The following is a 26,541-nucleotide window of genomic DNA, read 5'->3' on the forward strand; positions in this document are numbered from 1 at the left end:
ATTTGCACAATAATTCGCCTAAATACCAATCAATAATATAACAGTAAATGACGTAAAAAAAGCATCTTAACTGTGAACAAAAGGTAAAACTGAAAACACTGGTCACTGTTCACTGGTCACTGTAAAGGCGCAAGCCTTGCGCCCCTACGAGTTGAATTATTTAGAGGTTTTATCGAGGGTTTGAACGGTTAAAACTTGCGGTGGAGTTGCATCGGGGGGATAACGAAAATCAACTTGAACCATTCGTTTTTCCTGGGGTTTTAATGTGACTGTTAACAACGGTTCAACCTGTTGACCTCGACGTTGCCACAAGTGAACATAACGAGTTATGGTTTTATTCTGTTCATTCCGATAACGTAACCGTACTGTTCCCCGAAAATAGGGAAAATCCCAAGACGGTTGACGAAACATTAACCCGCCTTGTGAAAGACGTTCTTCTTTGTTGGGAGTTGCCAAGGTTAACGTTACCGTTTGCGGGGTATTCGTGGGGTTCAATAAGGGTAATTTCAAATCATAATGTAACCCATAATTTCCATGAGACTCATAGGCTGTATCGGGATATCGAACTAATAATTTTGCCGCCTGAACTTGTTTCGTTCCCAAGGTTCCCGCCCGAACTGTACTAATTACATAAGAAAATCTTTTTCCAACTACAGGAATTGTTAAAGTCTCTTGACCCTCATCGGCTAAATTCGCCACCCACTGCGAACCCTGCTGAACCCCCGCTACTCGACTATAAATTAACTCACCCCCAACTTGATCGGGAGGAGTTGGTATTTTATCGCGAGGTTGTGCTAAAGTTTCTCTGTTGAGTAATTGTTGCCACTCAACTAAAGTCGGGGCAATCTCTCTACCGTCCGGGTGTGACTTCGCGTACATGGCTAAACTGGCAACATAAACCCCAGCAGGGGAATTGGGTGTATCGCCCCGGCTGTTTAATTTCATAAAGGTAGAACGACCATTTACCGGACGTTCTAAGCCTTTAACCGGAATGGGATGATTGAGTAACATTCGACTTTCCCCAGGCGGAATAACCAACTTTTCAGGAAAACCCACTTGTCGAACCCCTCGTAAAACGGTATCTACAGCCCGAATACCCGGGCCAGAATAAACCTCTCCTTTCGGGTTTTCACTCAGAGGTGGTTTCTGTTTAAATGGTGCGTCTGGTTCCATTAGATAACTCGCCGCTGCTAAAATATCGAGTGTTACTTTTTCTGTTCCGGGGTTATTAACAATTATTCCTAAATATAGGGTTTTTGACTCCGGTGGGGTATGAACAAAATGATGGGCAAAGAGTTAAAACTTGCCGCTAAAAGGATAGTTTAAATGGGCTTGCGCGTACCGCTTTTCCGTTCGTTGGAAAGGTGGAAAGTAAAATTCCTTCTTTTTTGACCCACTCAGGACTATTGCTGTTAAACATCGGAATATTATCCGGTTTTCCGGGTAACGGACGCACTTCACCGGGCTGAATAATCACTTCTGGAGTCGCTGCTTGTAAGGTATCTGGTTGGGCTTCCATCTTGAGAAATAAGCCACAACCACTACACAAGGTTAACGCGACAACAATAATAGAAACAACAGGATTTTTCATGGGTTCTGAACCGTTGAGATATTGTAGGGTGCATCAGACCGTTAAAATATTATTCCTAGAATAGACCTTTAGATCTGATGCACCCTACCAATTAATAGAATATGCTTTCATTAAATGACGATTACCGGATGATTTTTGCACCTCCTCGGTTGGGTGAATCTCCAAATTAATCTCGGGTGATATGATTAACTTTTCAGTCTGATGAACCCCAAATAAACATCCTGTAGGGTGCATCAGAAAATTAATTGAAGATTGTATAATCAACGTTTCCATCTGATGCACCCTACGAATATAATAGTTTTAGCTTCTATTTTTTCCATTATGCCAAACTATCGCAGATTAGTTATACCAGGTGCAACTTATTTTTTTACCCATGTTACTTATAAAAGAGTACCTTGGTTATGTAGTGATATCGGTCGAGAAACTTTACGCAAAGGTTTCCAAAGGTTACAAAACTTATATCCATTTTCTCTAGATGCAATTGTACTTTTACCCGATCATTTTCATTGTATTTTAACTCTCCCAGAAAACGATAGTAATTATACGGTTCGTTGGCGTTATTTAAAAAGTTTTGTCAGTCGCAGTTGCGGACATAAATTGCAAATCAAAGCAGAGCTTAGTGTTTCTGGCAAAAAACGTCACGAAAAGAATTTATGGCAAAGGCGATATTGGGAACATTTAATCCGAGACGAAAAAGACTTTAGTAATCACTGTGATTACATTCATTATAATCCTGTAAAACATGGTTTATGTCAATCCCCTAAAGATTGGAAATATTCTAGCTTTCACCGCTTTGTTCAGCAAGGAATTTATCCGACCGATTGGGGTGCAAATGAATCTATTAATATTCCTAAAAACATCGGCAATGAATAAATAAGTCTCTAGTCTGTAGAGTGCATCAGATTTAAAAGTTAATTGAATCATTACCAACTTAACGGTCTGAGGCACCATTTTTCAAATAAGTTTGTAGGGTGCATCAGATTTAAAAGTTAATTGAATGATCACCAACTTAACGGTCTGATGCACCATTTTTCAAATAAGTTTGTAGGGTGCATCAGATTTAAAAGTGAATTGAATGATCACCAACTTAACGGTCTGAGGCACCATTTTTTAAATAAGTTTGTAGGGTGCATCAGATTTAAAAGTGAATTGAATGATCACCAACTTAACGGTCTGAGGCACCATTTTTTAAATAAGTTTGTAGGGTGCATCAGATTTAAAAGTGAATTGAATGATCACCAACTTAACGGTCTGAGGCACCATTTTTTAAATAAGTTTGTAGGGTGCATCAGATTTAAAAGTGAATTGAATGATCACCAACTTAACGGTCTGAGGCACCATTTTTTAAATAAGTTTGTAGGGTGCATCAGATTTAAAAGTGAATTGGATGCTAACTAACTTAACGGTCTGAGGCACCATTTTTTAAATAAGTTTGTAGGGTGCATCAGATTTAAAAGTGAATTGGATGCTAACTAACTTAACGGTCTGATGCACCCTACAGAATATTATGATGCACATAAAATCAAAACAATGATAAAATAAAATTAATTTTATCCATAAATTAGACATTTTTACTCTGATGTTAGTTCAACAATTAAAACGACGGTTTACCATTTCCGAATATCATCAAATGGCAGAAGTGGGAATTCTAACGCCCAGCGATCGCGTTGAACTCATTAACGGAGAAATTTTGGAAATGTCACCCATTGGAAAACGTCATGCAGCTTGTGTAAATCGGTTAAATCAGTTATTTTCTCAAACATTAGGCGATCGCATTTTGATGAGTGTTCAAAATCCAATATTACTGAATAATTTATCCGAACCGCAACCCGATATTGCATTACTCCAACCCCGAACCGATTTTTATGCGTCAGGACATCCTCAACCTGCTGATATTTTTTTAATTTTAGAAGTAGCCGATAGTAGTATAAACTATGATCAAGAGGTGAAAATTCCCCTTTATAGTGCCAGTGGAATAACCGAAGTATGGTTAATTGATTTGAATCAAAATACTTTGCAAGTTTATCAACAACCCACTCCAAGCAACTATCAGATCATTCAACAATTTCAACCCGAAAACAGCCTATCTTCTCTCGCCTTTCCCGAAATTAATTTTCGAGTTGATCAGATGATTTTATAATTGAATTGAGAAAAATTTAAAATTCAGCAAAACCAGACTCACGAAAGGTCAGTTACAGGACTACAATAGAGATTACACGATTTACGGGTATTAAAATTCTTTTACCCGATATTATTGCACTGTATTGACCTTTAGCGATTATGTCTTTTTCTCCACAGTCTCTTAGCGGTTCAGAAATTCGGCAAAAATTCCTTAACTTCTATGCCGAACGGGGTCATAAAATTATGCCCAGCGCTTCCTTAGTTCCAGAAGATCCGACGGTACTTTTAACCATCGCCGGAATGTTGCCTTTTAAACCCATTTTCCTCGGACAACGCCCTCCAGAAGTTCCTCGCGCCACCACCTCGCAAAAATGTATCCGTACCAACGACATCGAAAATGTGGGACGCACCGCCCGCCATCACACGTTTTTTGAAATGTTGGGCAATTTTAGCTTTGGTGATTATTTTAAAACACAAGCGATCGCCTGGGGTTGGGAATTGTCAACTGAAGTTTTTGGTTTACCCCCCGAACGTTTGGTGGTGAGTGTGTTTGAAGATGATGACGAAGCCTTTGAAATATGGCGCGATGAAATAGGCATTCCCGCCCACCGCATCCAACGCATGGGAGAAGACGACAACTTTTGGAAGTCCGGCCCGACGGGTCCCTGCGGCCCTTGTTCGGAAATTTACTATGATTTTCATCCCGAACTCGGTGACGATAAGATTGACTTAGAAGATGATACCCGGTTTATCGAGTTTTATAACTTGGTTTTCATGCAGTATAACCGGGATGCAGAGGGAAATCTGACCCCATTACAAAACAAAAATATTGACACAGGAATGGGGTTGGAACGAATGGCGCAAATTCTCCAAAGTGTTCCCAATAATTACGAAACAGACTTAATTTTTCCCATTATTAAAACGGCAGCCGATATAGCGGGAATTGACTACAAAAAAAGTGACAAGAAAACTCAAGTTTCACTGAAGGTAATTGGCGATCATGTGCGGGCTGTAGTTCATCTAATTACTGATGGGGTAACAGCATCTAATATTGGTCGCGGTTATATTCTCAGACGGTTAATTCGGCGGGTTGTTCGGCATGGGCGGTTAATTGGAATTGAGGGAGAATTTACCACCAAAGTTGCAGAAACGGCTATTCGTTTGTCTGAAGAAGTTTATCCTCAAACTCGTGAACGAGAAACGGTAATTAAAGCAGAATTACAACGAGAAGAAGAACGGTTCTTGGAAACCTTAGAACGAGGGGAAAAGCTGTTAACTGATATCATCGAAAAAGCCATTAGTAAGGAAATCCCCCCTCAGTCCCCCCTTAGTAAGGGGGGTGGGATGATATCGGGGAAAGATGCGTTTGTTTTATATGATACCTATGGTTTCCCCTTAGAATTAACTCAAGAAATTGCCGAAGAAAGTGGCTTAACGGTGGATGTTTCTGGGTTTGAAGTCGAGATGGAAGAACAACGGAATCGTTCTAAAGATGCCCATGAAACGATTGATTTAACCGTTCAGGGTAGTTTAGATAAACTAGCAGAAAATATTCATCCAACTGCATTTCTGGGCTACTCTGAACTCGTTTCGGAAGCGGTAGTAAAAGTGATATTAATTGAAGGAAAATCGGTGGAGTCGGCTGAGGCGGGAACAAAGGTGCAAATTGTTCTCGATCAAACACCTTTTTATGCAGAGTCGGGCGGACAAATTGGCGATCGCGGTTTTCTCAGTTTTGGGGATACGGTGGTTCGGGTAAAAGATGTTCAAAAAGAGTCGAATATCTTCATTCATTTGGGTAAAGTTGAACGGGGAATATTAACCGTTGGGATGACTGTAAATGCTCAAATTGATCGGGCTTGTCGGCGTCGCGCCCAGGCTAATCATACCGCAACTCACCTATTACAATCGGCGTTAAAATTAATTGTTGATCCGACTATTTCTCAGGCGGGTTCTTTGGTATCTTTTGAACGCCTGCGGTTTGATTTTAATTGTCCCCGTTCGTTGACGCCAGAAGAGGTTCAACAAGTCGAAGATCAGGTGAATAGTTGGATCGCAGAAGCACACCCGGCTATTGTTGCAGAAATGCCTCTAGAAGACGCTAAAAACAAGGGTGCAACGGCGATGTTTGGGGAGAAATATTCTGATGTTGTGCGAGTGGTTGATTATGCAGGAGTCTCGATGGAATTATGCGGCGGAACTCATGTGAATAATACCGCAGAAATTGGCTTGTTTAAAATTGTCAGTGAGACGGGTATTTCTTCGGGTATTCGTCGCATTGAAGCAGTGGCGGGACAGTCGGTTTTAGACTATCTAAAAGTGCGGGATAATGTGGTGAAAGAGTTGGGCGATCGCTTTAAAGCCAAGCCGGAAGAATTACCGGAACGGATCACGAATTTGCAAAATGAGTTAAAAGCAACTCAGAAACAATTGGAAGCGGCTAAAGGAGAACTCGCGATCGCAAAATCCGATCAATTGTTAGCAGAAGCAGAAACAATTGGAGATATTAAAATACTCGTTGCGGAACTTCCTGGTGTTGATGCAGACTCCTTAAAAAAGGCTGCGGAACGGTTGCAACAAAAGTTAGGAGAAAGTGCGGTTGTATTAGGTTCATCGCCGGAAGAAGGGAAAGTTAGTTTAGTTGCGGCGTTTAGTGCAAAAGTTCACAAAGAGAAGAAGTTACAAGCCGGAAAGTTCATCGGAAATATCGCTAAAATTTGTGGCGGTGGCGGTGGCGGGCGTCCGAATTTTGCCCAAGCAGGAGGACGAGATGCGAGTAAATTATCAGAGGCGTTAGATACTGCAAAAACTCAGTTAGTTGAGGGGTTGAAGTAGTTTGTTAGGGTGGGCAATGCCCACCTTTAAATTACAATTAAGAGAGAATAAATATGGCTTCAACTGTAAAAATCTGGTACGACAAACAAGGGGATTTTTTAGAAGTTATTTTTTCGGATAAACCCGGATACATGAGAGAAACAGATAATGATGCCATTATGGAACGGGTCGATCAAGATGGAAATTTGTTGGGGTTTTCTGTGCTGGCGGTTAGCCGTCTTTCGGCTGATAAACCGTTAATTGCAGAGTTAATTGCTAGTGTTAAAAGTTGAAGAAATGCGAGTGAGTTAAATAAGGCGTTAGAATGAGTACAACACCCAACCCAACTTTAAAACAAGTTCAAGAGTTAATTCTAAAGTTACCCATTGCCGAGCAAATTGTTCTGCTTGAAGACTTAGAAGAAAGACTAGATACCGTTATTATGATGAACCTGGCAGAAACGGGATTTCAAGAATGGAATGACCCCGAGGAAGATATTTACAATAATCAAGAGTTAGTGCAGAGTTAATTGCTAGTTTGAAAGAATTACGAAATGCTACTAAGTTAGTTGAGGGGTTGAAGTAGTTCGTTAGGCTGGCTATTGGCTACCTTAATTTAATTAATTATACATTAGCATATAAATTTATGTAGGTTGACAGTTTGTATAAATGCAAAATAGAATAGTAATAGTTTAATTAATTATTTTTTAAGATTAATAGAGCAGGTTTGTGTAAATGATCCGAAATAATGTTCCTAGAATTGCTATTATAGTTTCCTATTACCTGTCTAGATTCGATCATAAAGCCTATAACCAACTCCATTTTGGCAATACGGGAGAGACACATAAACAAATAGGGAACATTTTAAATGTTAAAGAATCTTCAATTAAAAACTATCGAGACATATTTGATCCTTATTATGACAATCCTCGTAGAGGTTGGGTTCAATATAAATTAGGTAGTAGCGAGAAAGAAATTATGGTCAATTTTCAGGAATTTAATTTTGAAGATATTACTTCTCTTATCTTAGAAGTGCTAAAAAATTCTATTTTATACAGAGAGGAAGAAAACATTTATTATCTTATTAAGAAAATAAAATTCAATATACAGAGTAATTTGTTTAAAAGTAAAAATATTACAGATGCCAATGATTACTCTGGAAAAAATATTAAACGTGAAGTGAATCAGAGGCAAGGACAGGAGCAGTTTAGACAGAAAGTTCTTGATAACTTTAGAAATCGTTGTTGTTTAACAGGTGAACAAAATATCAGATTATTAGAGGCAAGTCATATTATTCCTTGGAGTATAAGACTCGATACACAGCTAGATCCTAGAAATGGATTGTGTCTTTCATGGATTTATCATAAATTATTTGATGAAGGTTATTTTACAATAGATAATCATTTAATAGTTCATATTTCCAATCAATCTGTTAAATTATGTGATCTCAACAAATATTTGTTGAATATAATTAATGGGACTGAAATTCAAAAACCTATTCAATACAATATCCATCCTGAATATTTAGAATATCATAGAAATCATATATTCAAGCATTTATGAAAACTTTTTATCAAGCGATCGCCTCAACACTTAAAATTACCAAAGTCTGATCGCTTATAACAAAAAATATTTAATTGTCCGTTAAATCAACAGGCTCGAAATCATCGGGAATTTCCTCAATAGATTGAATATTCAATATCTGTATCATCGCCTTCCACTGACGGGGAGTTGGTTTGGCTTCCGTCTCCCCAGAAATCCAACGCTGATAGGTTCGCAAGGGAATCCCGCACAACACAGCAAATTCCGCTTGAGACAGTTGGGTTCGTTTCTCCTGCGGAGACGCTACGCGAACAAGTCTGAGCGTTTCTATCGGTGAGGCGCTGTCTTGGGGTCTACGATCTTTTTTCATCTAATCGTCCGATGGCCCAAAATGATCGGGTAAATCTTCTATCGTTTTTCCTTTCGACTCCAGCAAACGTGCTAAAGCCTTAATTTGCGGAATCGTGAACGTCGGTACATTATCCCCCGCTTCCCAACGGCTGACGGTACGCGAAGAAATACCCAACTGTCTCGCTAACTCCTCTTGAGACATTCCCAGTTCATCTCTTAGCTTTTTCAGGGGTGATTCCCCAACTCCTTCTCTTGATGGTCTTCGTTGAGGCATAGGGCAACATAACAAAGTATCTAGACACCTTGACAAAAAGACAAAATATCTAGACAATGTGTCTATACAGAAAATGACATGGGCAGATTGCACCTAAACCCGGGCAAAACTGCCCCTACTTTCTAGTGTCTCATTTTGTTTGTCACTCATCGCAACAAAACTATGAATTACCAACAACAACTCTATCCTTGGGTCATCTATCGCCTGTTACCCAACCTGAAACGCCTGATAGTTGCTCGGTTTCGCCGTCGCAATGATGCCGAAGAACACCTCAAAATCCTAAAACGGTTGCTTCCCCAAGTGAAATTTGCCATTTCATTTGAAGTTTCTTCCGAGCAAAATTCTTCCGTTGATTGAATAAATTAAGTGCATTCACAAGTTTAATATTAGCAAAAATGCGTTTACGAAGTGATGGTCGGCGATCGCCTTGACCTGTGGCATAATAAGAACTAGAGTTGATAAAAACCATTTTTATGAACGAAAAATTAGTTAATTCATTGGTAGAAATCATTAGTTCTCTCTCCGAACCCGAACGAAATCTACTTAATCAAAAACTTCTGGCAAAGCTTCAAGCGTCTGAATTCAATTCGGAAAATTGGCAAGATGAACCCTTTGTCGGGATGTGGAAAGATCGTCAGGATATCGAAGAGAGTACCGCTTGGGTTCGTTCTATTCGTCATCAACACTGGATAGGAAATGCCAAAAATCCTGATTGATACTGATATTTTAATAGACGTTGCTCGTTCTGTTAATACTGCAATTGAACGACTAAACTTAGAAACTCAAACGGCAAGCCAAACAATTAGTATTATTACTCAGATGGAACTGATGATCGGGTGTAGAAATAAAACCGAATTACAACATTTAAAACGCTTTCTACAGAGATATGAAGTTATCCCCGTTGATGAAACAATATCAAACAAAGCAAGGAAACTCTTAGAGGAATATTATTTGAGTCATGGTTTATTAATTCCCGATGGGTTCATTGCAGCAACAGCGTTAGTGAGAGAAATACCACTCTTGAGTAAGAATCAACGAGACTATCGTTTTATCTCACAACTTAACCTACTTCCCTATCCGTAATGATAGAATATTGCTGACACCAAACTTGGCGATCGCTAATTATATAGGTTATCAAAAACTAGGGGGGTAATACTCCCAAGTCTCGACAAATTTTCCGCACAAGAACATCCACAACTTCCCGGTGTCTGGGAATTGTTGAAGTTTGGCGGTTAGCAGGATTATAGTAAACCGTATGTTTTCCCCCTTCACGAAGTAAGAGACATCCCTGTTTTACTAAGTGTTTAATTAAGTCTCGCCGCTTCATTATATTGTCACTTCCAGAGACTCACGAATTACGTCTTTCCCGATAATCTCCCGTTCCGCCATTTCTCGATTTGTGTGTAGAATCAATTCAATAGCTTCTTTTAAACTCTCTCTAGCTTCATCTAACGTCTTCTCCTGAACATTTGCACCGGGTAACTCGGCGACATAGCCAATATACCAATTATCAACTTTCTCAAAGATTGCAGTAAAAGTATTCATCATATCTTCAAAACTGAAACTTAATATATTCTCATTCTATCACTGGGAGAAGCGGAAAAAGGCGATCGCGATCTTATACTCTAATATTCATCCATTCCAAAGCATTATCTTGAGCGAAGACGCAATCTTAATGTAACAACATTGTCCGTTCAATCAATATTGCCAATTATAATTAATTAAACTGGTGAGAATATGATCTTCCCAGTCTCCATTAATCATAATATAATCTTGACAAAATCCTTCGACTCGAAAACCCAACCGTTTTAACAGCTTTCCACTGCGTTGGTTGTGGGGAATATAAGCCGCAGTGATTCGCCGCAAATTCAACTCGTTAAACACATAATCAATCGCGACATTTAATGCTTCACTCATGTAGCCTTTTCCTTGTTGAGAAGCGGCTAAACTGTATCCCAATGTACAAGAATGAGACATTCCTCGAATAAAATTCGCAAAATTAACCGCTCCGATTATTTCACTAAGGTTTTCTCGATGAAATAAAAACAGTTTACAGGAGCGATCGCCTTGAAATTCCATCAACCGCTGACTGACTTCACAAAACCAATAGGGTTGAGTATAAAATTCTGGGGTTCTGAGGGGTTCAAAAGGGGTTAAATGTTGTTTATTTTTCGTATAATATCCCAGAATTTCAGGAACATCATCCGCCGTCGGTAAACGAAGCATCAGTCGTTGGGTTTGAAGCTGAGGAGGAGTGCGTTTTATCATCAACTTTTCTTGAATGAAATCACTAGCTTATTTCTAGCAATCACAGAGAATGATAAGATGATGTTGGTTTAACCCGCTTCATTAACTTCAAGTCACCGACGTCGCTGGTAAACCCTAACTTTTCATAGAAAGGAATCGTGTCGGGTAAACAAACCAAAAGAAAGGCTTCTATCGATTGTAACTGAGGATGATCTAAGAAAGACTGAATGAGAGTCTGTCCCAATCCTTGCTTTTGATAAGTCGAATCAACAATCACATCCCAAATCACAGCCCGATATACATAATCTGTTAAGACTCGCGCAAACCCAATTAACTTTTGATTATCTGGGTGATTAATTCCTATAATCAGATCAGAATGCTGCAACATCTTGTTAACATCTTCTATTGTTCGTCCTTGACCCCACCAAGTTGACTGATAGAGTCGAACTAAATCCTGAACTTGGGATTGATTAAGTTGACTGATGAATTCTATATTCATAGATTAATGGAGTCTCTCAGAATCGATTGTCTCCTCAACAGGGGAAAGCGTCAACTCCCGAAACTATCGAAATCATAACCTAGAACGCTACAACAGCCTAGTGGCAGGGGTAATGCTATCGTTGCGATCGCCCGTGCTTTGGCCCTGCGCCCGAAACTGCTGCTTCTCGATGAACCCTTCGGAGCGTTAGATGCGCTAACTCGCGGTAACTTGCAAGAACAACTGATGAAAATTTGTGAGGAACACTGCATTACCGCTTTGATGGCAGAAATTCACCTCGATTCACCACAGCGCATAGCTGCTTAATAAAGATTTGTTTTTAACGGTTTTATTACTGCCCGTTGAAAATAGAATGATTGTGAGAGTTTATCCGGTTTGCGTCAGACTGTAAAACGATCAGGTATTCACCCATGAACACACGAGTTAGGAATAGTCAAAAGTCAATGGTTTCACCAATTCAAACCCCTGTCAAACCTCAAACCAATCATCAAGCTTTTTTGAACTTTGAAAATGTCTCCAAAATTTATTCCACACCCCAAGGCCCTTACACTGTTCTAGAAAATGTTAATCTCACGGTTGAACAAGGTGAATTTATTTGTGTAATTGGTCATTCTGGTTGTGGAAAATCAACGCTTCTAAGTATGGTTTCCGGGTTTAATCAACCCACTGATGGCAACGTTTTATTGCAGGGAAAAGCGATCCAACAACCCGGCCCGGATCGGATGGTTGTCTTTCAAAATTATGCGCTATTGCCCTGGCGAAGTGTTTTTGATAATGTTTATTTGGCTGTTAATGCCGTTTATCCCAATAAGCCCCAAGCTGAAAAACGGGCGATTGTTCGAGATCATTTAGCTTTAGTTGGACTCGCAGAAGCCGCAGATAAAAAACCCACTCAAATCTCGGGGGGAATGAAACAACGGGCAGCGATCGCACGGGCTTTGGCTATTCGTCCAGAGGTGTTGATTTTAGATGAACCCTTTGGGGCGTTAGATGCGATTACGAAAGAAGAATTGCAGGAAAAATTGCTAAAAATCTGGAATGATCATCGCTGTACGGTGTTGATGATTACTCACGATATTGATGAAGCGTTATTCCTCGCCAATCGATTAGTGATGATGACAAATGGGCCTCATGCAACCATCGGTGAAGTGTTAGAAATTCCCTTTGAACGACCTCGCGATCGCACACAAATTATGGAAGATCCAGAGTATTATAATCTTCGTAACTATGCGCTCGATTTCCTCTATAATCGTTTTGCTCACGATCACGATGCGGCTTAAATCCAGTTCAAGTTTTTTGTATCGTCAGCCGAAGATCAGTTACAGGTAGGAGAGAAGTTGACCTTTTCTACCTGGATTTTTATTGATAAAAATAAGATGGAGACTGTTCTCTCCAGGGTTCATTAAAATATAATGATGTTAACTCTTGTGAGTAACACTTTATGAAACCCGTTATTGGCTACCAGTTCCACGAGCAAATCTATGTCAGCTCTCGTACATTAGTTTATCGCGCCCTCCGAGAATCGGATCAAAAACCTGTTGTTGTCAAGCTGTGTCGCCATCTCTATCCCAGTTTTAGTGAACTGGCTCAATATCGCAACGCCTACGCCTTAGTCGCCAACTTAGATTTACCCGGAGTGGTCAGAATGCTCGCTCTTGAACCCGTTGAGCAACGTCTGATGTTGGTGATGGAAGACTTGGGTGGAGTTTCCTTGAGCCAACACCTAAATCAACGAGACACTCCTTGGGGAAATGATACAAATAGTTTAACAGAATTTCTCCAAATTGCGCTACAAATTGCCGAAACTTTAGAACAGTTACACCACCATAAAATTATTCACAAAGATATTAAACCTCATAATATTATTATTCATCCTCAAACTCAAAATATTAAACTAATAGACTTTAGTTGTGCGTCTCAACTTCCCAAGGAAACGCCCGAAATTTGCAGTCCGAGTCGGTTGGAAGGAACACTGGCTTATCTATCGCCCGAACAAACCGGACGGATGAATAGAGGGATTGATTATCGCAGTGATTTTTACTCCCTGGGGGTGACGTTTTATCAATTGTTAACAGGTCAACTTCCCTTTGATTCTGATGACCCTATGGAGATGATTCACAGTCATATTGCTCGTCAACCTAAACCGATCATTGAACTCAATTCTAATATTCCGGAAGTGATCAACGATCTTGTACTGAAGTTGATGTCAAAAATGCCAGAATCTCGATATCAAAGTGCATTAGGAATTAAAAAAGATGTAAAAAAATGTTTATATTTATTGCAAAAAACAGGTAAGTTTAAAAGATTTGATTTAGCTAGAAATGAAATCAAAAATCACTTCTTGATCTCCGATAAGCTTTATGGTAGAAAGGAAGAAGTTAAAATATTATTAGCCACGTTTGAGAGAGTTTCTGGCTTATTTAATCTTGAACAGAACAGTTGTCAGTCAAAACTAGAGTTAATGCTCATTGTTGGATTATCAGGGATTGGTAAATCTGCACTGGTTAACGAAATACATAAACCGATTGTTGAAAAAAAAGGATATTTTATCTCCGGTAAATTTGATCAATATCAACGAGATATTCCTTTCTCTGCTTGGATTAATGCGTTACGGGATTTGATTAAGCAGATTTTGAGCGAACCTGAAAATAAAGTTAAAGTTATGACTGCAAAATTACAGAAAGTTTTAGGAGAAGAAGGACAGGTTTTAGTTGATGTTATTCCAGAGTTAGAACTGTTAATTGGTGAACAATCGCCTGTGACTGAACTTTCTTTTTCTGCGGCTCAAAACCGTTTTAATTTATTATTTCAAAAATTCATTCGGGTATTTGCTCAACCTGAACATCCTTTAGTCATCTTTTTAGATGATTTACAATGGTCAGATTTGGGTTCATTACAATTAATACAGTTGCTAACAGAAGTGAGTGCATCCTGTCATTTATTATTGATTGGTTCCTATCGAGATAATGAAGTGAGTTCTTCCCATCCTTTAATTCATACCATTGATAATATTAAAAAATTGGGAGTTCCGGTTAATAAAATTACATTACAGCCTTTATCTCAATCTGCATTAAATCAGTTAGTTGCTGATACCTTAAACTGTTCTCTAGAGATAGCATTACCTTTGACTCAACAGGTTGAATATAAAACGCAAGGAAATCCCTTTTTTACTGCTCAGTTTCTCAAATCTCTCCAAGCCGAAGGATTAATTTTTTACGATTTAAAACACAATCAATGGCAATATAAACTTAACCCCATAAAAGTTTTAGCTCAAAATCAAGATATTATCGAGTTAATCGCGAGTCAACTCAAAAAGTTACCCCCAGAAACTCAGGAAATTTTGCAATTTGCGGCTTGTATTGGTCATCAGTTTGACTTAGCAACCTTGTCACTAATTTTGGGAAAAACTTGGTCAAAAACAGCTTCAGCTTTTTGGCGTTCATTACAAGAAGGATTTATTTTACCCGAGGATGAAAGTTACAAATTTTATCAACAAAGCTGTGACGACAGACTCCCTTTAACGATTCAAGAACTCAATAATCCGAATTATCATTTCTTACATGATCGAGTTCAACAGGCGGCTTATTCTTTGATTTCTGAAGACAAAAAAGCCTCAACTCACTTGACAATTGGTAGGATTTTGTTACAGAATCTTTCCTTAAAAAAACAAGAAGACAAAATTTTTGATATTGTTAATCACCTGAATTATGCTTTTGAACTTATAACTCAGCCTGAACAACGAGAAGAATTAGCACGTCTCAATCTACAAGCTGGAAAAAAAGCAAAAGCATCAATAGCCTATCAAACATCAAGTTATTATTTTGATTTAGGGATTAATTTATTAGACTCTCTCTGTTGGCAAAGTCAGTATAATCTTGCTCTTTCATTATACGAAGAAGCAGCAGAATCAAACTATTTAAGTGGTGACTTTAAATCAATGAGTTTATTGATCGATACTGTTCTAGAAAACAGCCATGAAATTTTAGATAAAATCAAAGTTTATGAAATAAAAATTCAGGCTTACATTGCTCAAGGCAAAACTAGAAGTGCTTTAAAAACTGCTTTATCGGTCTTGGAAATGATGGGAATTAGTTTACCAGAAAACCCGAGTCAATCCGAGATTAAAAACTACATAAAAAGAACCCAAACAGCTTTAGCTGGTCGAGAAATATCAGAGTTGTATAACTTACCTTTCCTTGAAGATGAATTAAAATTGGCACAAATTAAAATCTTATCAACCTTGTTTTCAATTGCTTTTGTGAGTCAACCGAATTTACTACCTATAGTCGTTTGTGAGCCAGTTCGTTTATACTTAGAAGCAGGTATTTATGAAAATTCAAGCTTTTCTTTTGCCACTTATGGCTTGATTTTATGTAGCTTAGAACAAAATATAGAAGCCGGATATGAATTTGGAAGGCTAGCTTGTAATTTGTTAGATAAATTTAAAACAAAAAATAATCAAGCTAAAGTTTTTAATGTCGTTTATAGTACAATTGAGCATTATAAAAACAAAATTAGGAATACATTAGCACCTTTGATCAAAGGCTATCAAGTCGGTTTAGAAACTGGAGATTTGGAATATGGAAGCTATTGCATTCTTCATTACTGTAATTATTCTTACTGGGCTGGAATTAATTTAAATATTTTAGAATTAGAAATGTGTCAATACAGCAGTTCTTTATACAATATAAAACAGTATAATAACTATTACTATAATGAAATTTGTCATCAATCTATCCTAAATCTGACCGGAGAATATAAAGTTTCTCAAACTCTTTTGTTATCAGGTTCTGTCTACGACGCTCAAAAATTTATTCCGATTTATGAAAAAAATAATGATCGTTATGGATTATTTCAAACTTATTTTAATCAACTTGTTCTTTCTTTTTTATTTTACAACTTCAGTCAATCTCAACACTATGCTGTTTTAGCAGAAGAATATATTGATGGAGTTACGGGAATGATTTATATTCCTGTTTTCTACTTCTACAGCAGCCTTTCACAACTTGCAACTTATTCTCAAACCGATCAAAATCATCAAGTTCAACTCTTACAGCAAGTAACTAAAAAGCAAGAAAAAATGAGATTATTTGCAGATCATGCGCCGATAAATTACTTACATAAATATCATTTAGTCGATGCTGAATATCATCGAGTGAAAGGGGAAAAAATAGAAGCAATTGAAGCATATGATCACGCGATTACTTTAGCCAAAGAAAACGAATATCATCAGGAAGAAGCACTAACAAACGAACTGGCGGCTAAATTTTATTTAGACTGGGGAAAAACTAAAGTTGCTCAAACCTATCTAATCGAAGCATACTATGGTTATGTAGCTTGGGGCGCAACAGCAAAAGTTCAACACCTAGAACAACATTATCCAGATTTACTGACTCCTATTTTAGTTCGAGAAAGTGAAGATGATCCTTTACTCAGTTATAGCTCAGTTTCATTCACTGGATATTCAAACGGTTCTAGCAAAAAAACGCAGAATTTACTCGATTCCAGCACCGTCATTAAAGCGTGTCAAGCTCTTTCTAGTGAGATTCAACTCGATAACTTGCTTTCTACTTTACTGCAATTGGCAATCGAAAATGCAGGAGCGCAAAAATGTGCTTTAATAGAATACAAAAATGAGCAGTTAATCTTAGAAGCAATTGCCCATGCTCCTGATCATACTTTCAAAGATAAATCCCTTTCACAACCATCTTTTGATCGTCCTTCTCTAGCGATAGAAGACTGCACCAATATTCCTCAAGCTGTGATTAATTATGTTTGGCGAACTTCAGATGCTTTAGTCTTTGAAGATGCGACAACTCAAGCCAATTGGATGAATGATCCCTACTTACAGCAGCAACAACCGAAGTCGGTTTTATGTTGTCCGATTGCCAAGCAAAATCAAATTATTGGTATCTTGTATTTAGAAAATAATTTAATTACAGCCGCCTTTACTCCCGAACGGTTACAACTTTTAAAGTTAATTACAACTCAAGCCGCTATTTCTCTAGAAAATGCTCGACTCTATAACAATTTAACAATCGCAAAAGCGGATTTAGAAACAGCTAACCAAACTCTTGAACAAAAAGTGCAGCAACGCACCCAAGAACTACATGACAAAAATCAAGATTTAGTCGAGACTCTCAAAACGTTAAAACAGACTCAAACTCAACTGATTCAAACGGAAAAAATGTCGAGTTTAGGACAGTTGGTGGCGGGAGTTGCTCACGAAATCAATAATCCGGTTAACTTTATCTATGGTAATCTTGTTCCGGCTCAAGAATATACTGAAGATTTATTAAAGGTGATTACAGCGTATCAGCAATATTATCCTGAACCCAATACATTTATTCAAAATATCATTGAACAAGTTGATTTAGAGTTTCTCATTGAAGATTTGCCTAAACTGTTAAATTCTATGAAAATTGGTGCAACTCGGATCAAAGAAATTGTTGAATCTTTGCGAAACTTTTCTCGTTTAGATGAAGCCGAAGTCAAATTAGTCAATATTCATCACGGAATTGACTCCACTTTAATGATTTTGCAGAATCACCTCAAGGCAAAAGCGGATTCACCTGGAATTCAAATTGTCAAAAACTATGGGAATTTATCACAGATCAACTGTTATCCAGGCCAGCTTAATCAGGTATTTATGAATATTATTGCCAACGGGATTGATGCTCTAAAATCTGGTCAACCCAAAGCTGACACTCCGGCAACTCTTACGATTACTACAGAAGAAACAATCGATCAAATAGTCCGAATTCGCATCGCTGATAATGGTATGGGCATGAGTGAACAGGTGCAGAAACAGATTTTTGATCCGTTTTTCACGACTAAACCTGTAGGTAAAGGAACAGGGCTGGGCTTGGCGATTAGCTATCAAATCATCGTTGAACGTCACCGAGGTCAATTACATTGCATTTCTGCTTTCGGTGAAGGGACAGAATTTATCATTGAAATCCCACTCCAACAGACTGCTACTAGCAAAGCCTAACCTTTTATGGAATATTTGCCGGAGGAAGTCTGGGGATAGATTTTCGGAGTCGCATGGCTTCGCCGACAGTAACATTAACTTGAGCGCCAATCAACATCACTAACGAACTAATGTAAAGCCACAAAAGCAAAATAATAAACGCACCAATCGCGCCATAAGTGAGGTTATAATTGCCAAAATGGGTAACGTATAGGCGAAACAAATTAGAAATCACAGCCCATGAAATCGCGGCTAAAATTGCTCCTGGAACAAGAGGCGTTTCGGGTTGTCGTTTACTCGGCCCAAAGCGATAAATTAAAGCAAAATTAGTCGCTACAATTCCTAACGCAATCGGCCATCGTAACTGTTTCCAGGTACTCGGTAAGGTTTTGACTAATAAACATTGCTGTACGGGAGGTTGTTCCAGACAGTCTTTAATTTGATCGAGGGGACAGGTTCCCACGGTTTCGAGAATACAACTTTGACGGGCGAGAATTTCAACAACGATATCACTGATAAACACCAACCCACAGGCGATAATCAGTAATAGGATACTACCCACAGCCAGAGCAATCGCAATTAATTTGGCTTCCCAAAAGGGTCGGAGGCGATCTTTGGGGACTCGATGGATGTGGTTGAGGGCCACCATTGCTGAACCAATCACCGCAGAAAACAGCCAAATCGAAACTAAAAAACTAAAGGAAAATATTTCTTCGCTGTTGTTGAGCAACATTCGTTCCCAAACGCTGGCAATTTGAACTTGGACTTCTTGGGGAACAACAACCGCGACGAGAGTTGCCATTTCCTGAAGGGTATTCTGCAACGAGTTTGATAAACTAATTGCCGCAATAATCGCCAACAAAGCCGGAAACAGACCTAAGATAGAGTTATAAGCCATTTCTGCCGAAAGACCATTCAGGCGTTGTTCAGCAGTGCGAATCGCGACTTGCTTGATGGTTGTCCAGTTGATATACAGAAAAAAGCCAAAAAAGCGAAAGATGACCTGGGGAATTTTTCTAAAAATGCCTTTGAGATAGCGGTACAGACGAATTAACAGATCGGCTGTTGTCTCCGCTGCATCTTCGAGGGAGGTCTTGAGTTTGTTATCAGAGAGAGCTTGTTTCCATTTTCTTGGGTTAAACTCAGGTGAGATCCCAAACAGTCGAGCCACTCGTTTAAATAAGGTTTTGAGAATAGCCCAAACCCAGGAAAACAGAGTGACTAAGAGATTGGCGACTAGCTCTGCCAACCGTTCGACGAGCCGATGAATCGAGATCAGGTTGAACACTTGTCGAAGTCTAAACTATCCTCATTTTAAAATGTCAGTATTAAACAGTCCCCAGAAAATTTTGATATGTCTCAGGATGTCCGGCAGTGGTTAGATGAGATTAAACGGTTAAAGCAGCAGTTGACGCAAGTGCAACGGGATCGGGATGCGGCGATTGAGAGTGCTAACCAGTGGCGTCAGCTTTATAGTACCGAAGCTCAACAACGACGTGAAGAAGTTAAACGTAACCAAGAGATGATCGCGACTTTGCGATCGCAGCTTGAACAGTTGCAACAAAAGTTCTCGGTTCCGACATCTGAAATTTTCTCGAAGGTGTCGATTAACCGAGAGATTGAGCGACTGGCTTCAGAAGATGAGTTGAAGGTGAAATTAGTGGAAGTGATGCTCGAACGCGATCGCGCTCGGGATCAAATTCGTCAGTTAGATGAGTCTCTCGAAAAAGAAAAGGCGAATCATCTCCAAACCCGCAATAGTTTAACGACGGCTTTGGGAGATACTGTTGATTTGTTAACCAAAGCCCAAGGTCAATCTTCATCCGATCATCGGGCTAAAAAGAAACCCCAAATTGAACTGTTACCCCCGGAGGCTTTTGAGGAAGAAGGTTCTTCTCAATTTGCTCAACTCCCCGAAGGTACTCAACTGCCTTTACCTCAGCTTCCGCCAACTGATGAATCTACTTCTGAGTCTGAAGACTAGACAGTTGGTTGGGGGTTGAGGACGCTTAAAAGCCCATAACTTTAGCTACTTCTTCAATATTGGGGGCGATTCCTTGTTTGAAGGGGTTATTGCAGTGTTCGATAGCGGTGCTGGGATCTTTTAAGCCATTTCCAGTCAGGACACAGACAATTGTGGCTCCGGTGGGGACTTGATCTTTGACTTTGAGTAAACCTGCAACCGAAGCAGCACTGGCGGGTTCACAAAATATGCCTTCTTCTGAGGCGAGTAGTCGATAAGCGGCTAAAATTTCCTCATCGGTGACAGCAGAGAAACTTCCCTGACTGGCTTGTTGGGCGGCGATCGCTAGGTTCCAACTGGCGGGGTTGCCGATGCGGATGGCGGTGGCTATGGTTTCGGGTGCGGCGATCGGATGACCTTGGACGATGGGGGCGGCTCCGGCGGCCTGAAATCCCATCATTTGGGGGAGGCGGGTACAACGGTTATCGGCGTGATATTGACAAAATCCCATCCAGTAGGCGGAAATATTTCCAGCGTTGCCAACGGGGATACACAGCCAGTCGGGAGCATCCCCTAAAGCATCGACAACTTCAAAGGCTCCGGTTTTTTGACCTTCTAAGCGGTAAGGATTGACGGAATTGACTAAGGTGACGGGATAATGATCCGCGACTTCTCGGACGATGTTTAAGGCTTGGTCAAAGTTGCCTTGAATGGCTAAAACTTCGGCGCCGTAGAGCAAGGCTTGGGCGAGTTTTCCCATCGCCACATAGCCATCGGGAATGATCACAAAGGCTTTTAATCCGGCTCGTCGAGCATAGGCAGCCGCTGAAGCGGAGGTGTTTCCGGTACTGGCACAGATGACGGCAGAACATCCTTCTTCCTTGGCTTTGGAAATAGCCATCGTCATCCCCCGATCTTTGAAGCTGCCTGTGGGGTTGAGTCCGTCGTATTTGACGTAAACTTGGACTTGTTTGCCGATGATTTGGGCGATCGTCGGGACTGGAAGCAAGGGGGTGTTGCCTTCTTGCAACGTGATCACGGGTGTTGCTTCGGTGACAGGCAAATAAGGGCGGTATGTTTCAATTAAACCAGGCCAGTTCTTGAGTTGAACTTGATTTGGCGATAGAGTCAGCGTCATCTCAGTTTGGGGTTTGATTTACTTTTTAAGGGGTTGACAAATCAAAGATTAAGTGCAGTGTGGCGAATTATGGAAATTTTCACCGTTAGGATGCTCAATCAGTTGACAGAGCGGAGGGTTAAATGCGATTCTTAATCCCAGTTTACCGTGTTTATCACAACTGATTAGAAAAACAAAACGATTTTGCACTACTCTTAATCAGAGTTTACGTTTAGGTTACGGTATAGTTAACACTTGTAAGTAAATATATTCAGATGCCTAGTCAACTGCTGATGTCAACACATTCATCTACTTTATCCCGGCCTGAGAACTTGGATGCAACGGTTAAACAGGCTAGCCGTCCGGCGGACTCATCTGCTTCTAAACCCCTACAACTCGGCTTGCTTAAGTGTCCATACAATGTTGATCAGCAAGTGAAACTGCTTCACCTGCAAGCTGAGGTGGATACGCTGCTATTGCAACTGCAAACCCTCAAGCAGCAACGTTCGATCACTCCGATGTCAGAAGACCTCGACACCGTATCCAGCCAGCACAAGCCGTAAGAGTACAATTTGATTGAGCAAATGCCATTGCTCTTGTAAACTGAGAGAGGGCTAACATTGCATTACCCATTTAATCTCATTCTTGATCGAAGGTTAAATTGGGTTTATTCCTGCTTTCTCTGATGACAAAAGTCGGAAAATTGCTCTACAATTATTTGAGCTTCCACCTCAACCCTTTAATTCCTATCTGGGAGTTAGAGTATTTTCCAGGGTTAATTGTCCTGGCCATTTAAAACTGTATTAAGAACACGCCAACTCCACTGTTTGGTGTGTTGATTCTACTGAGAAAAATCATCCATGACCCTATCTATCGAAAGTCCAGAGAGTCTAAAATCGACTCAAAACAAGTCTGATTTGCGTTTGAGAGATATTATAAAAACTTTGCCGCGTGAAGTTTTCATCAAAAACAAACGTAAGGCTTGGAGTGTAGTCATTATCAATGTCAGTCTTGTGATTTTAGGCTACATTGCCATTGCCTTTTCTCCGTGGTACTTACTTCCTATAGCTTGGATTTTTACCGGAACTGCATTAACCGGTTTTTTTGTGATTGGCCATGATTGTGGTCATCGTTCTTTTGCCAATCGTCGCTGGGTGAATGACTTGGTGGGTCATCTGGTCATGTTGCCCCTAATTTACCCGTTTCATGGGTGGAGAATTGGTCACAATCACCACCACAAACACACCAATAAAATGAGTGAGGATAATGCTTGGCATCCCTGGACGACTGAAGTTTATGAAAACTTTGACCGAGTGACTCAGGTAGCCTATCACTTAGGTCGAGGACGGGCCTGGTGGATTGCTTCTATTTTACACTGGGGAAATGTCCATTTTTACTGGCCAGAATTTGAAGGCAAACAACGAGAACAGGTGAAGTTTTCGGCTTTAGTTGTGATTGGATTTGCTGCCATTGCCTTTCCCACTTTAATTGCAACCACCGGAATTTGGGGATTTGTTAAGTTTTGGTTGGTGCCTTGGTTGGTCTACCATTTCTGGATGAGTACCTTTACTTTAGTTCACCATACTTTTCCTGATATTCCGTTTAGCACTCCCGAAAAGTGGCATGAAGCAACCGCACAATTATCTGGGAGTGTTCACTGCAATTATCCGGGTTGGGTAGAGTTTCTCTGTCACGATATTAACGTTCATGTTCCTCACCATATCTGCACTGCTATTCCGTCTTATAACCTGCGAACAGCCTACAGCAGCATCAAGGAAAATTGGGGAGAATATCTCTATCCTGAACAGAATTTTTCTTGGGAATTGATGACGGAGATTACCGATCAATGTCACTTCTACGACGAAGAAAACTGTTATAAATCTTTCAAGGAGTATTATCGATAAAACCTTGATTTAAAATAAATTTTAGAGGCGTTCTCCCAGAACGTCTTTTTTTTGGGTCAAAGTTTGATTGATTTTGAATTAGATACCCTCGCTCTCAATCAACTTCATCGCTTGATTTAAAAGTTCTTCTCGATTAACAATTTCTTCTAATTCTTGCGGGTCATAACGCCCTTCTTCAACTTCGAGGGAGGCTTGATCAATTGCGTTTAAATAGGCTTCTTCTAGAGTTTCTAGCAGTTCTTCTTGATTGAGATAATAACCTCCCGTTTGGCGGCGTTTATTTTCCCGTTGAATTTCTCGAACTGAATTGCGAATGGAAACATCCCATGAACGAGTTGTCCGATTTTCAGCTTGTTTTTTAATTAAATGTAGCAGCAAAATAATCCCGTAACTGCGAATTGTCTTTAAAATTGCTTTTCGACCCATTTCTTCTAACTCGTCAATTAGGGTTAATGATCCTTTGAGATCACCTTTCAGTAGTAATTCTTTTAACTCTAGAATTTCTTCCATAACCCGAGAATAAAGTGAGGATGGTTTTATTTTAGCGTTTCAGTTAGATCCCATTGAGAAGAACCTCTCCCTAAATCCCTCTCCTAAAAGGCGAGGGACTTTGAAATTGATCGGGGTTCGGAGGGTGAGATCAATAGTCCAATCAACTTTGATTGAATTAATCAGTCAATATGTGTTTCCATATTATCAAAATAAAACCTCGTTTTAATTATAAGTTTTTTAAACAAAAAAATTAGGAATTGGGGAAGCCTCATGATAGGATAAAAACAGAGCAAGTCCTTCCGATCAGATTAACGTGATACGGAGTTAACCCTTGAGTTTTAATCCTGCATTGTGTCGAAATGAAAGGGAAGTTGAGAGTAAACTGATTGTTAGTTATTTGTTACCGCAGTTGGGATATACCCCTAATACTTGGCATCAAGAAGTAACATTCGGCAATATTCGGTTAGATTTCTTATCCTTTGCAGCACAAGTTATTCCCTTTAAAGTTGATGCTGATTCTCCATTAAGTGTTGTGATGGAGGCGAAGCATCCCAATCAAAATTTGAATCGTCACCTTCAAAAACTGCGGCGTTATTTAACCAGTTTGAGCGTCAGATATGGACTAATCACCAATGGGAAAGAAATCCGAATTTATCAACGGGTTGATGATAATATTGAGTTAGTTTTTCAATGTATTGGGGAGGAAGTCGAAGCCAAAATCGAGGAAATTCGAGGTTTAATTGGTCGAGAATCGCTTAAATCTAGACACGAAATTACTCCTGTATCTTCTGATGAATCAGATGATAATAGTCCAGTTATTGTCGAAAATGAAGACATAAAACCGATTCCGATTTCCGAGAAAAATTCTGAACAGACTCCAATTTCAACAGAAAACGAACAAACAGAATCCAATCAAGAATTCTCTCCATTTCCATCAGTTGTATCTCAAAGTTCTATTCTGGAAAGGACAAGTAACATGAAAATTATTGCCGTTTATCATAATAAAGGTGGTGTCGGTAAAACCACCACTGTTGTTAATTTAGCAGCCGCTTTAAGTAAGAAAGGTTATCGAGTTTTAGTGATTGACTTAGATAGTCAGGCTAATACAACCTTCGCAATGGGATTAGTCAAGTTTCAATTTGATGAGGAAGATAATATTAAAGATTCCTATGTTTATCATTTTCTAAAATCTGGAGAACTTGACTTTGTTTCTGATGTTGCCAAAAAGTCTGATGGATTTAATGAGCCAGAAATTGATGTCATTCCTGCTCATATTGACTTAATCCAACATCAAGATTTTTTAAAGAATATTCAAGCGACTCCTTTCAGACTCCCGAGCAAACTGAAGCGGGCAGAGAATGACTATGATATCGTAATTATAGATACTCCTCCATCCCGTGATTTATATGCACAACTCCCTCTGATTGCTGCCGATTATTTAATTATACCATCGGATCTCAAACCTTTTGCGAATCAAGGATTATCTAATGTTAAAACCTTAATTAAAGACGTTAACGAGTTTCGGATGTCAAGCGGACGAACCCCAATCAATCTTTTGGGTGTTCTTCCTTCTAAAATAGCCACTAACGCTCGATACTTACAATATGTATTTCCGCGACAAAAAAAAGTAATTCCTGAAAAATATGAACTTCCACTCATGGATAGTGTTATTTTTGAAAGAACGGCTTTATCTCAATGTCTAAATGAGACAATTATTGTAGGAGAATTAGAAATTGCCGAACCCCAGTCTATTTTTAAATACGCAGAAAAAAATTCCTCAGCAAGTAATGCTGCTAGTCAATCTATCGAGGAATTTGAAGCACTGGCTACAGAAGTTTTAAGAAAAATGGGAGTTTAAAAGTGATTAAGTTTTCCTATGTGGATGTTAAATCAATTACCTCAGATGTTCCCCGTTCAGAATTTTCTGAAGCTGAAATTGACACTTTAGCCGATTTAATTCTAGAGTGTGAGGGAGTGTTAAAACCGATATTCTTACAGCAGGTTGATTTAGAACATTACAAAGTGATTGAGGGAGATTTAGAATATTATGCTGCGGTGAGAGCGAAGGAAAAAAACTTGCGTCAAGGAGAGATGATTAATGCAATTATTGTTTCTCCTGCTCAAGAACAATCGATCAAGCAACAACTCAACTTTTTCAATAAATCTCAATCTTTAAATGTTCCAGAAAAAAGAGACAACAACCCCAGTCAAACGAATTTTGAACCCCGTTTGATGAATCTAGAATTGCGTCTGGAAAGAACAATAAATGAGATTCGAGAGGAAATAAAAGACGATAAACGAAAAACCGAAGAAAGATTCAAAGCAATTGAAGGCGAAAAGAAAAAGCAGATTAGTCCCCTCGAAATCCTCAATACCTGGGAACAAGGAGAACTGTTTAAAATCCTCCAACGAAAACGAGTTAAGAATGCGGATAAACTTGCAGATATGATTTGCAAAGCTCGTGCTAAAAATAACAGTTTTGCAGACTATACTGATGTATATGATTCGGTGAAATCTCTCAATATTAAAGGTGTTTTTGGTCAAAAGACAATGTTCTCGATTATTGATGCACTCTCAAATTATTAGTAGGGTTCATCAAACATATTTCTGTAAAAATTTACAAAAATTGTGAAAATTTGATTTACCCAATCAAA

At 39.3% G+C, this 26,541-nt stretch carries 25 protein-coding genes and 2 pseudogenes; 17 read left to right on the forward strand and 10 right to left on the reverse strand.

Annotated elements, in window-relative coordinates:
• Positions 1-156 precede the first annotated feature (156 nt).
• Positions 157-1,519: pseudogene (locus L8106_RS12100) on the reverse strand (DUF3370 domain-containing protein).
• Between the two features lie 393 nt (positions 1,520-1,912).
• Between L8106_RS12100 and L8106_RS12105 the strand changes: the two are divergent.
• From L8106_RS12105 to L8106_RS29580, 6 genes are all read left to right on the forward strand, one after another.
• Positions 1,913-2,464, forward strand: coding sequence for a transposase (locus L8106_RS12105; protein ID WP_009784594.1), 552 nt, complete (start codon positions 1,913-1,915; stop codon positions 2,462-2,464).
• A gap of 706 nt (positions 2,465-3,170) precedes the next feature.
• Positions 3,171-3,731 carry a Uma2 family endonuclease gene (locus L8106_RS12115; RefSeq protein ID WP_009784595.1) on the forward strand — a complete coding sequence of 187 codons (561 nt, stop codon included), beginning with the start codon at positions 3,171-3,173 and terminating at the stop codon, positions 3,729-3,731.
• Positions 3,732-3,871: 140 nt separating this feature from the next.
• On the forward strand, positions 3,872-6,547 hold the full coding sequence (gene alaS / locus L8106_RS12120) for an alanine--tRNA ligase (protein WP_009784596.1): 2,676 nt from the start codon (positions 3,872-3,874) through the stop codon (positions 6,545-6,547).
• Positions 6,548-6,600: 53 nt separating this feature from the next.
• Positions 6,601-6,819, forward strand: a complete 219-nt coding sequence (locus tag L8106_RS12125) for a DUF2283 domain-containing protein (RefSeq protein ID WP_009784597.1) — start codon at positions 6,601-6,603, stop codon at positions 6,817-6,819.
• Between the two features lie 32 nt (positions 6,820-6,851).
• Positions 6,852-7,055, forward strand: coding sequence for a hypothetical protein (locus L8106_RS12130; RefSeq protein ID WP_009784598.1), 204 nt, complete (start codon positions 6,852-6,854; stop codon positions 7,053-7,055).
• Between the two features lie 205 nt (positions 7,056-7,260).
• On the forward strand, positions 7,261-8,088 hold the full coding sequence (locus L8106_RS29580) for an HNH endonuclease (RefSeq protein WP_009784599.1): 828 nt from the start codon (positions 7,261-7,263) through the stop codon (positions 8,086-8,088).
• Positions 8,089-8,158: 70 nt separating this feature from the next.
• Here the strand turns inward: L8106_RS29580 and L8106_RS12145 are convergent, their stop codons facing one another.
• Together L8106_RS12145 and L8106_RS12150 are read right to left on the reverse strand one after the other, a co-directional pair.
• Positions 8,159-8,437 carry a DNA-binding transcriptional regulator gene (locus L8106_RS12145; RefSeq protein WP_009784600.1) on the reverse strand — a complete coding sequence of 93 codons (279 nt, stop codon included), beginning with the start codon at positions 8,435-8,437 and terminating at the stop codon, positions 8,159-8,161.
• Positions 8,438-8,692 carry a helix-turn-helix transcriptional regulator gene (locus tag L8106_RS12150; RefSeq protein WP_009784601.1) on the reverse strand — a complete coding sequence of 85 codons (255 nt, stop codon included), beginning with the start codon at positions 8,690-8,692 and terminating at the stop codon, positions 8,438-8,440.
• 162 nt (positions 8,693-8,854) lie between these two features.
• On the opposite strand from L8106_RS12150, the gene L8106_RS12155 reads away from it, so the two are divergent.
• The 3 genes from L8106_RS12155 (at position 8,855) to L8106_RS12165 (ending at position 9,775) form a co-directional block, all read left to right on the forward strand.
• On the forward strand, positions 8,855-9,049 hold the full coding sequence (locus L8106_RS12155; protein WP_009784602.1) for a hypothetical protein: 195 nt from the start codon (positions 8,855-8,857) through the stop codon (positions 9,047-9,049).
• A gap of 116 nt (positions 9,050-9,165) precedes the next feature.
• Entirely contained in the window at positions 9,166-9,408 is a 243-nt protein-coding gene (locus L8106_RS12160; RefSeq protein ID WP_009784603.1) for a hypothetical protein, read from the forward strand.
• A complete protein-coding gene (locus tag L8106_RS12165; protein WP_039896111.1) occupies positions 9,389-9,775 on the forward strand; it encodes a type II toxin-antitoxin system VapC family toxin in 387 nt (128 codons plus the stop codon). The genes L8106_RS12160 and L8106_RS12165 overlap by 20 nt, the downstream gene beginning before the upstream one ends.
• 58 nt (positions 9,776-9,833) lie before the next feature.
• Here the strand turns inward: L8106_RS12165 and L8106_RS12170 are convergent, their stop codons facing one another.
• The 4 genes from L8106_RS12170 to L8106_RS12185 form a co-directional block, all read right to left on the reverse strand.
• Positions 9,834-10,019 carry a type II toxin-antitoxin system HicA family toxin gene (locus L8106_RS12170; RefSeq protein ID WP_009784605.1) on the reverse strand — a complete coding sequence of 62 codons (186 nt, stop codon included), beginning with the start codon at positions 10,017-10,019 and terminating at the stop codon, positions 9,834-9,836.
• The gene (locus L8106_RS12175) at positions 10,019-10,240 is read right to left on the reverse strand and encodes a type II toxin-antitoxin system HicB family antitoxin (protein WP_009784606.1); all 222 of its coding nucleotides are present in this window, start codon (positions 10,238-10,240) and stop codon (positions 10,019-10,021) included. The genes L8106_RS12170 and L8106_RS12175 overlap by 1 nt, the downstream gene beginning before the upstream one ends.
• Before the next feature lie 150 nt (positions 10,241-10,390).
• Entirely contained in the window at positions 10,391-10,960 is a 570-nt protein-coding gene (locus L8106_RS12180) for a GNAT family N-acetyltransferase (RefSeq protein WP_009784607.1), read from the reverse strand.
• Positions 10,961-11,000: 40 nt separating this feature from the next.
• On the reverse strand, positions 11,001-11,438 hold the full coding sequence (locus L8106_RS12185; RefSeq protein ID WP_009784608.1) for a GNAT family N-acetyltransferase: 438 nt from the start codon (positions 11,436-11,438) through the stop codon (positions 11,001-11,003).
• Positions 11,439-11,537: 99 nt separating this feature from the next.
• Between L8106_RS12185 and L8106_RS32125 the strand changes: the two are divergent.
• The 3 genes and pseudogenes from L8106_RS32125 to L8106_RS12195 all read left to right on the forward strand — a co-directional run.
• Positions 11,538-11,720, forward strand: a pseudogene (locus L8106_RS32125) (nitrate ABC transporter ATP-binding protein); the annotation flags it as partial.
• A gap of 161 nt (positions 11,721-11,881) precedes the next feature.
• Positions 11,882-12,718 carry a nitrate ABC transporter ATP-binding protein gene (locus L8106_RS12190; RefSeq protein ID WP_009784610.1) on the forward strand — a complete coding sequence of 279 codons (837 nt, stop codon included), beginning with the start codon at positions 11,882-11,884 and terminating at the stop codon, positions 12,716-12,718.
• Positions 12,719-12,879: 161 nt separating this feature from the next.
• A complete protein-coding gene (locus tag L8106_RS12195; RefSeq protein WP_009784611.1) occupies positions 12,880-18,432 on the forward strand; it encodes an ATP-binding sensor histidine kinase in 5,553 nt (1,850 codons plus the stop codon).
• Between the two features lie 4 nt (positions 18,433-18,436).
• On the opposite strand, the gene L8106_RS12200 is transcribed toward L8106_RS12195, so the two are convergent.
• The gene (locus L8106_RS12200) at positions 18,437-19,699 is read right to left on the reverse strand and encodes a YihY/virulence factor BrkB family protein (protein WP_009784612.1); all 1,263 of its coding nucleotides are present in this window, start codon (positions 19,697-19,699) and stop codon (positions 18,437-18,439) included.
• 66 nt (positions 19,700-19,765) lie between these two features.
• Between L8106_RS12200 and L8106_RS12205 the strand changes: the two genes are divergently transcribed.
• On the forward strand, positions 19,766-20,395 hold the full coding sequence (locus tag L8106_RS12205; RefSeq protein WP_009784613.1) for a hypothetical protein: 630 nt from the start codon (positions 19,766-19,768) through the stop codon (positions 20,393-20,395).
• A 25-nt stretch (positions 20,396-20,420) separates the two neighbouring features.
• Here L8106_RS12205 and thrC read toward each other — a convergent pair whose 3' ends face one another.
• Entirely contained in the window at positions 20,421-21,512 is a 1,092-nt protein-coding gene (thrC, locus tag L8106_RS12210) for a threonine synthase (protein WP_009784614.1), read from the reverse strand.
• Positions 21,513-21,784: 272 nt separating this feature from the next.
• Here thrC and L8106_RS12215 point away from each other — a divergent pair, with 272 nt between their 5' ends.
• Both L8106_RS12215 and L8106_RS12220 read left to right on the forward strand, forming a co-directional pair.
• The gene (locus L8106_RS12215) at positions 21,785-22,054 is read left to right on the forward strand and encodes a hypothetical protein (RefSeq protein WP_156803651.1); all 270 of its coding nucleotides are present in this window, start codon (positions 21,785-21,787) and stop codon (positions 22,052-22,054) included.
• Positions 22,055-22,351: 297 nt separating this feature from the next.
• The gene (locus tag L8106_RS12220; RefSeq protein ID WP_009784616.1) at positions 22,352-23,395 is read left to right on the forward strand and encodes a fatty acid desaturase; all 1,044 of its coding nucleotides are present in this window, start codon (positions 22,352-22,354) and stop codon (positions 23,393-23,395) included.
• 78 nt (positions 23,396-23,473) lie between these two features.
• Here the strand turns inward: L8106_RS12220 and L8106_RS12225 are convergent, their stop codons facing one another.
• Entirely contained in the window at positions 23,474-23,905 is a 432-nt protein-coding gene (locus L8106_RS12225) for a DUF29 family protein (protein WP_009784617.1), read from the reverse strand.
• Between the two features lie 313 nt (positions 23,906-24,218).
• On the opposite strand from L8106_RS12225, the gene L8106_RS12230 reads away from it, so the two are divergent.
• On the forward strand, positions 24,219-25,745 hold the full coding sequence (locus L8106_RS12230) for an AAA family ATPase (protein WP_009784618.1): 1,527 nt from the start codon (positions 24,219-24,221) through the stop codon (positions 25,743-25,745).
• 2 nt (positions 25,746-25,747) lie between these two features.
• Complete coding sequence (locus L8106_RS12235) at positions 25,748-26,473, forward strand: hypothetical protein (protein ID WP_009784619.1); 726 nt, start codon at positions 25,748-25,750, stop codon at positions 26,471-26,473.
• The last annotated feature ends 68 nt before the right edge of the window (positions 26,474-26,541 follow it).

The organism is Lyngbya sp. PCC 8106, assembly GCF_000169095.1.
Classification (GTDB): Bacteria; Cyanobacteriota; Cyanobacteriia; order Cyanobacteriales; family Microcoleaceae; genus Capilliphycus.

What these genes read in the sequence shown, in the direction of transcription:
- L8106_RS12105 (WP_009784594.1), top strand. Translation starts at nt 1,913, where the DNA reads ATGCCAAACTATCGCAGATTAGTTATACCAGGTGCAACTTATTTTTTT.
- L8106_RS12145 (WP_009784600.1), bottom strand. Translation starts at nt 8,437, where the DNA reads ATGAAAAAAGATCGTAGACCCCAAGACAGCGCCTCACCGATAGAAACG.
- L8106_RS12115 (WP_009784595.1), top strand. Translation starts at nt 3,171, where the DNA reads ATGTTAGTTCAACAATTAAAACGACGGTTTACCATTTCCGAATATCAT.
- L8106_RS12160 (WP_009784603.1), top strand. Translation starts at nt 9,166, where the DNA reads ATGAACGAAAAATTAGTTAATTCATTGGTAGAAATCATTAGTTCTCTC.
- L8106_RS12165 (WP_039896111.1), top strand. Translation starts at nt 9,389, where the DNA reads ATGCCAAAAATCCTGATTGATACTGATATTTTAATAGACGTTGCTCGT.
- L8106_RS12195 (WP_009784611.1), top strand. Translation starts at nt 12,880, where the DNA reads ATGAAACCCGTTATTGGCTACCAGTTCCACGAGCAAATCTATGTCAGC.
- alaS (WP_009784596.1), top strand. Translation starts at nt 3,872, where the DNA reads ATGTCTTTTTCTCCACAGTCTCTTAGCGGTTCAGAAATTCGGCAAAAA.
- L8106_RS12185 (WP_009784608.1), bottom strand. Translation starts at nt 11,438, where the DNA reads ATGAATATAGAATTCATCAGTCAACTTAATCAATCCCAAGTTCAGGAT.
- L8106_RS12190 (WP_009784610.1), top strand. Translation starts at nt 11,882, where the DNA reads ATGGTTTCACCAATTCAAACCCCTGTCAAACCTCAAACCAATCATCAA.
- L8106_RS12130 (WP_009784598.1), top strand. Translation starts at nt 6,852, where the DNA reads ATGAGTACAACACCCAACCCAACTTTAAAACAAGTTCAAGAGTTAATT.
- L8106_RS12220 (WP_009784616.1), top strand. Translation starts at nt 22,352, where the DNA reads ATGACCCTATCTATCGAAAGTCCAGAGAGTCTAAAATCGACTCAAAAC.
- L8106_RS12125 (WP_009784597.1), top strand. Translation starts at nt 6,601, where the DNA reads ATGGCTTCAACTGTAAAAATCTGGTACGACAAACAAGGGGATTTTTTA.
- L8106_RS12150 (WP_009784601.1), bottom strand. Translation starts at nt 8,692, where the DNA reads ATGCCTCAACGAAGACCATCAAGAGAAGGAGTTGGGGAATCACCCCTG.
- L8106_RS12225 (WP_009784617.1), bottom strand. Translation starts at nt 23,905, where the DNA reads ATGGAAGAAATTCTAGAGTTAAAAGAATTACTACTGAAAGGTGATCTC.
- L8106_RS29580 (WP_009784599.1), top strand. Translation starts at nt 7,261, where the DNA reads ATGATCCGAAATAATGTTCCTAGAATTGCTATTATAGTTTCCTATTAC.
- L8106_RS12170 (WP_009784605.1), bottom strand. Translation starts at nt 10,019, where the DNA reads ATGAAGCGGCGAGACTTAATTAAACACTTAGTAAAACAGGGATGTCTC.
- L8106_RS12205 (WP_009784613.1), top strand. Translation starts at nt 19,766, where the DNA reads ATGTCTCAGGATGTCCGGCAGTGGTTAGATGAGATTAAACGGTTAAAG.
- L8106_RS12175 (WP_009784606.1), bottom strand. Translation starts at nt 10,240, where the DNA reads ATGATGAATACTTTTACTGCAATCTTTGAGAAAGTTGATAATTGGTAT.
- L8106_RS12155 (WP_009784602.1), top strand. Translation starts at nt 8,855, where the DNA reads ATGAATTACCAACAACAACTCTATCCTTGGGTCATCTATCGCCTGTTA.
- thrC (WP_009784614.1), bottom strand. Translation starts at nt 21,512, where the DNA reads ATGACGCTGACTCTATCGCCAAATCAAGTTCAACTCAAGAACTGGCCT.
- L8106_RS12215 (WP_156803651.1), top strand. Translation starts at nt 21,785, where the DNA reads ATGTCAACACATTCATCTACTTTATCCCGGCCTGAGAACTTGGATGCA.
- L8106_RS12180 (WP_009784607.1), bottom strand. Translation starts at nt 10,960, where the DNA reads ATGATAAAACGCACTCCTCCTCAGCTTCAAACCCAACGACTGATGCTT.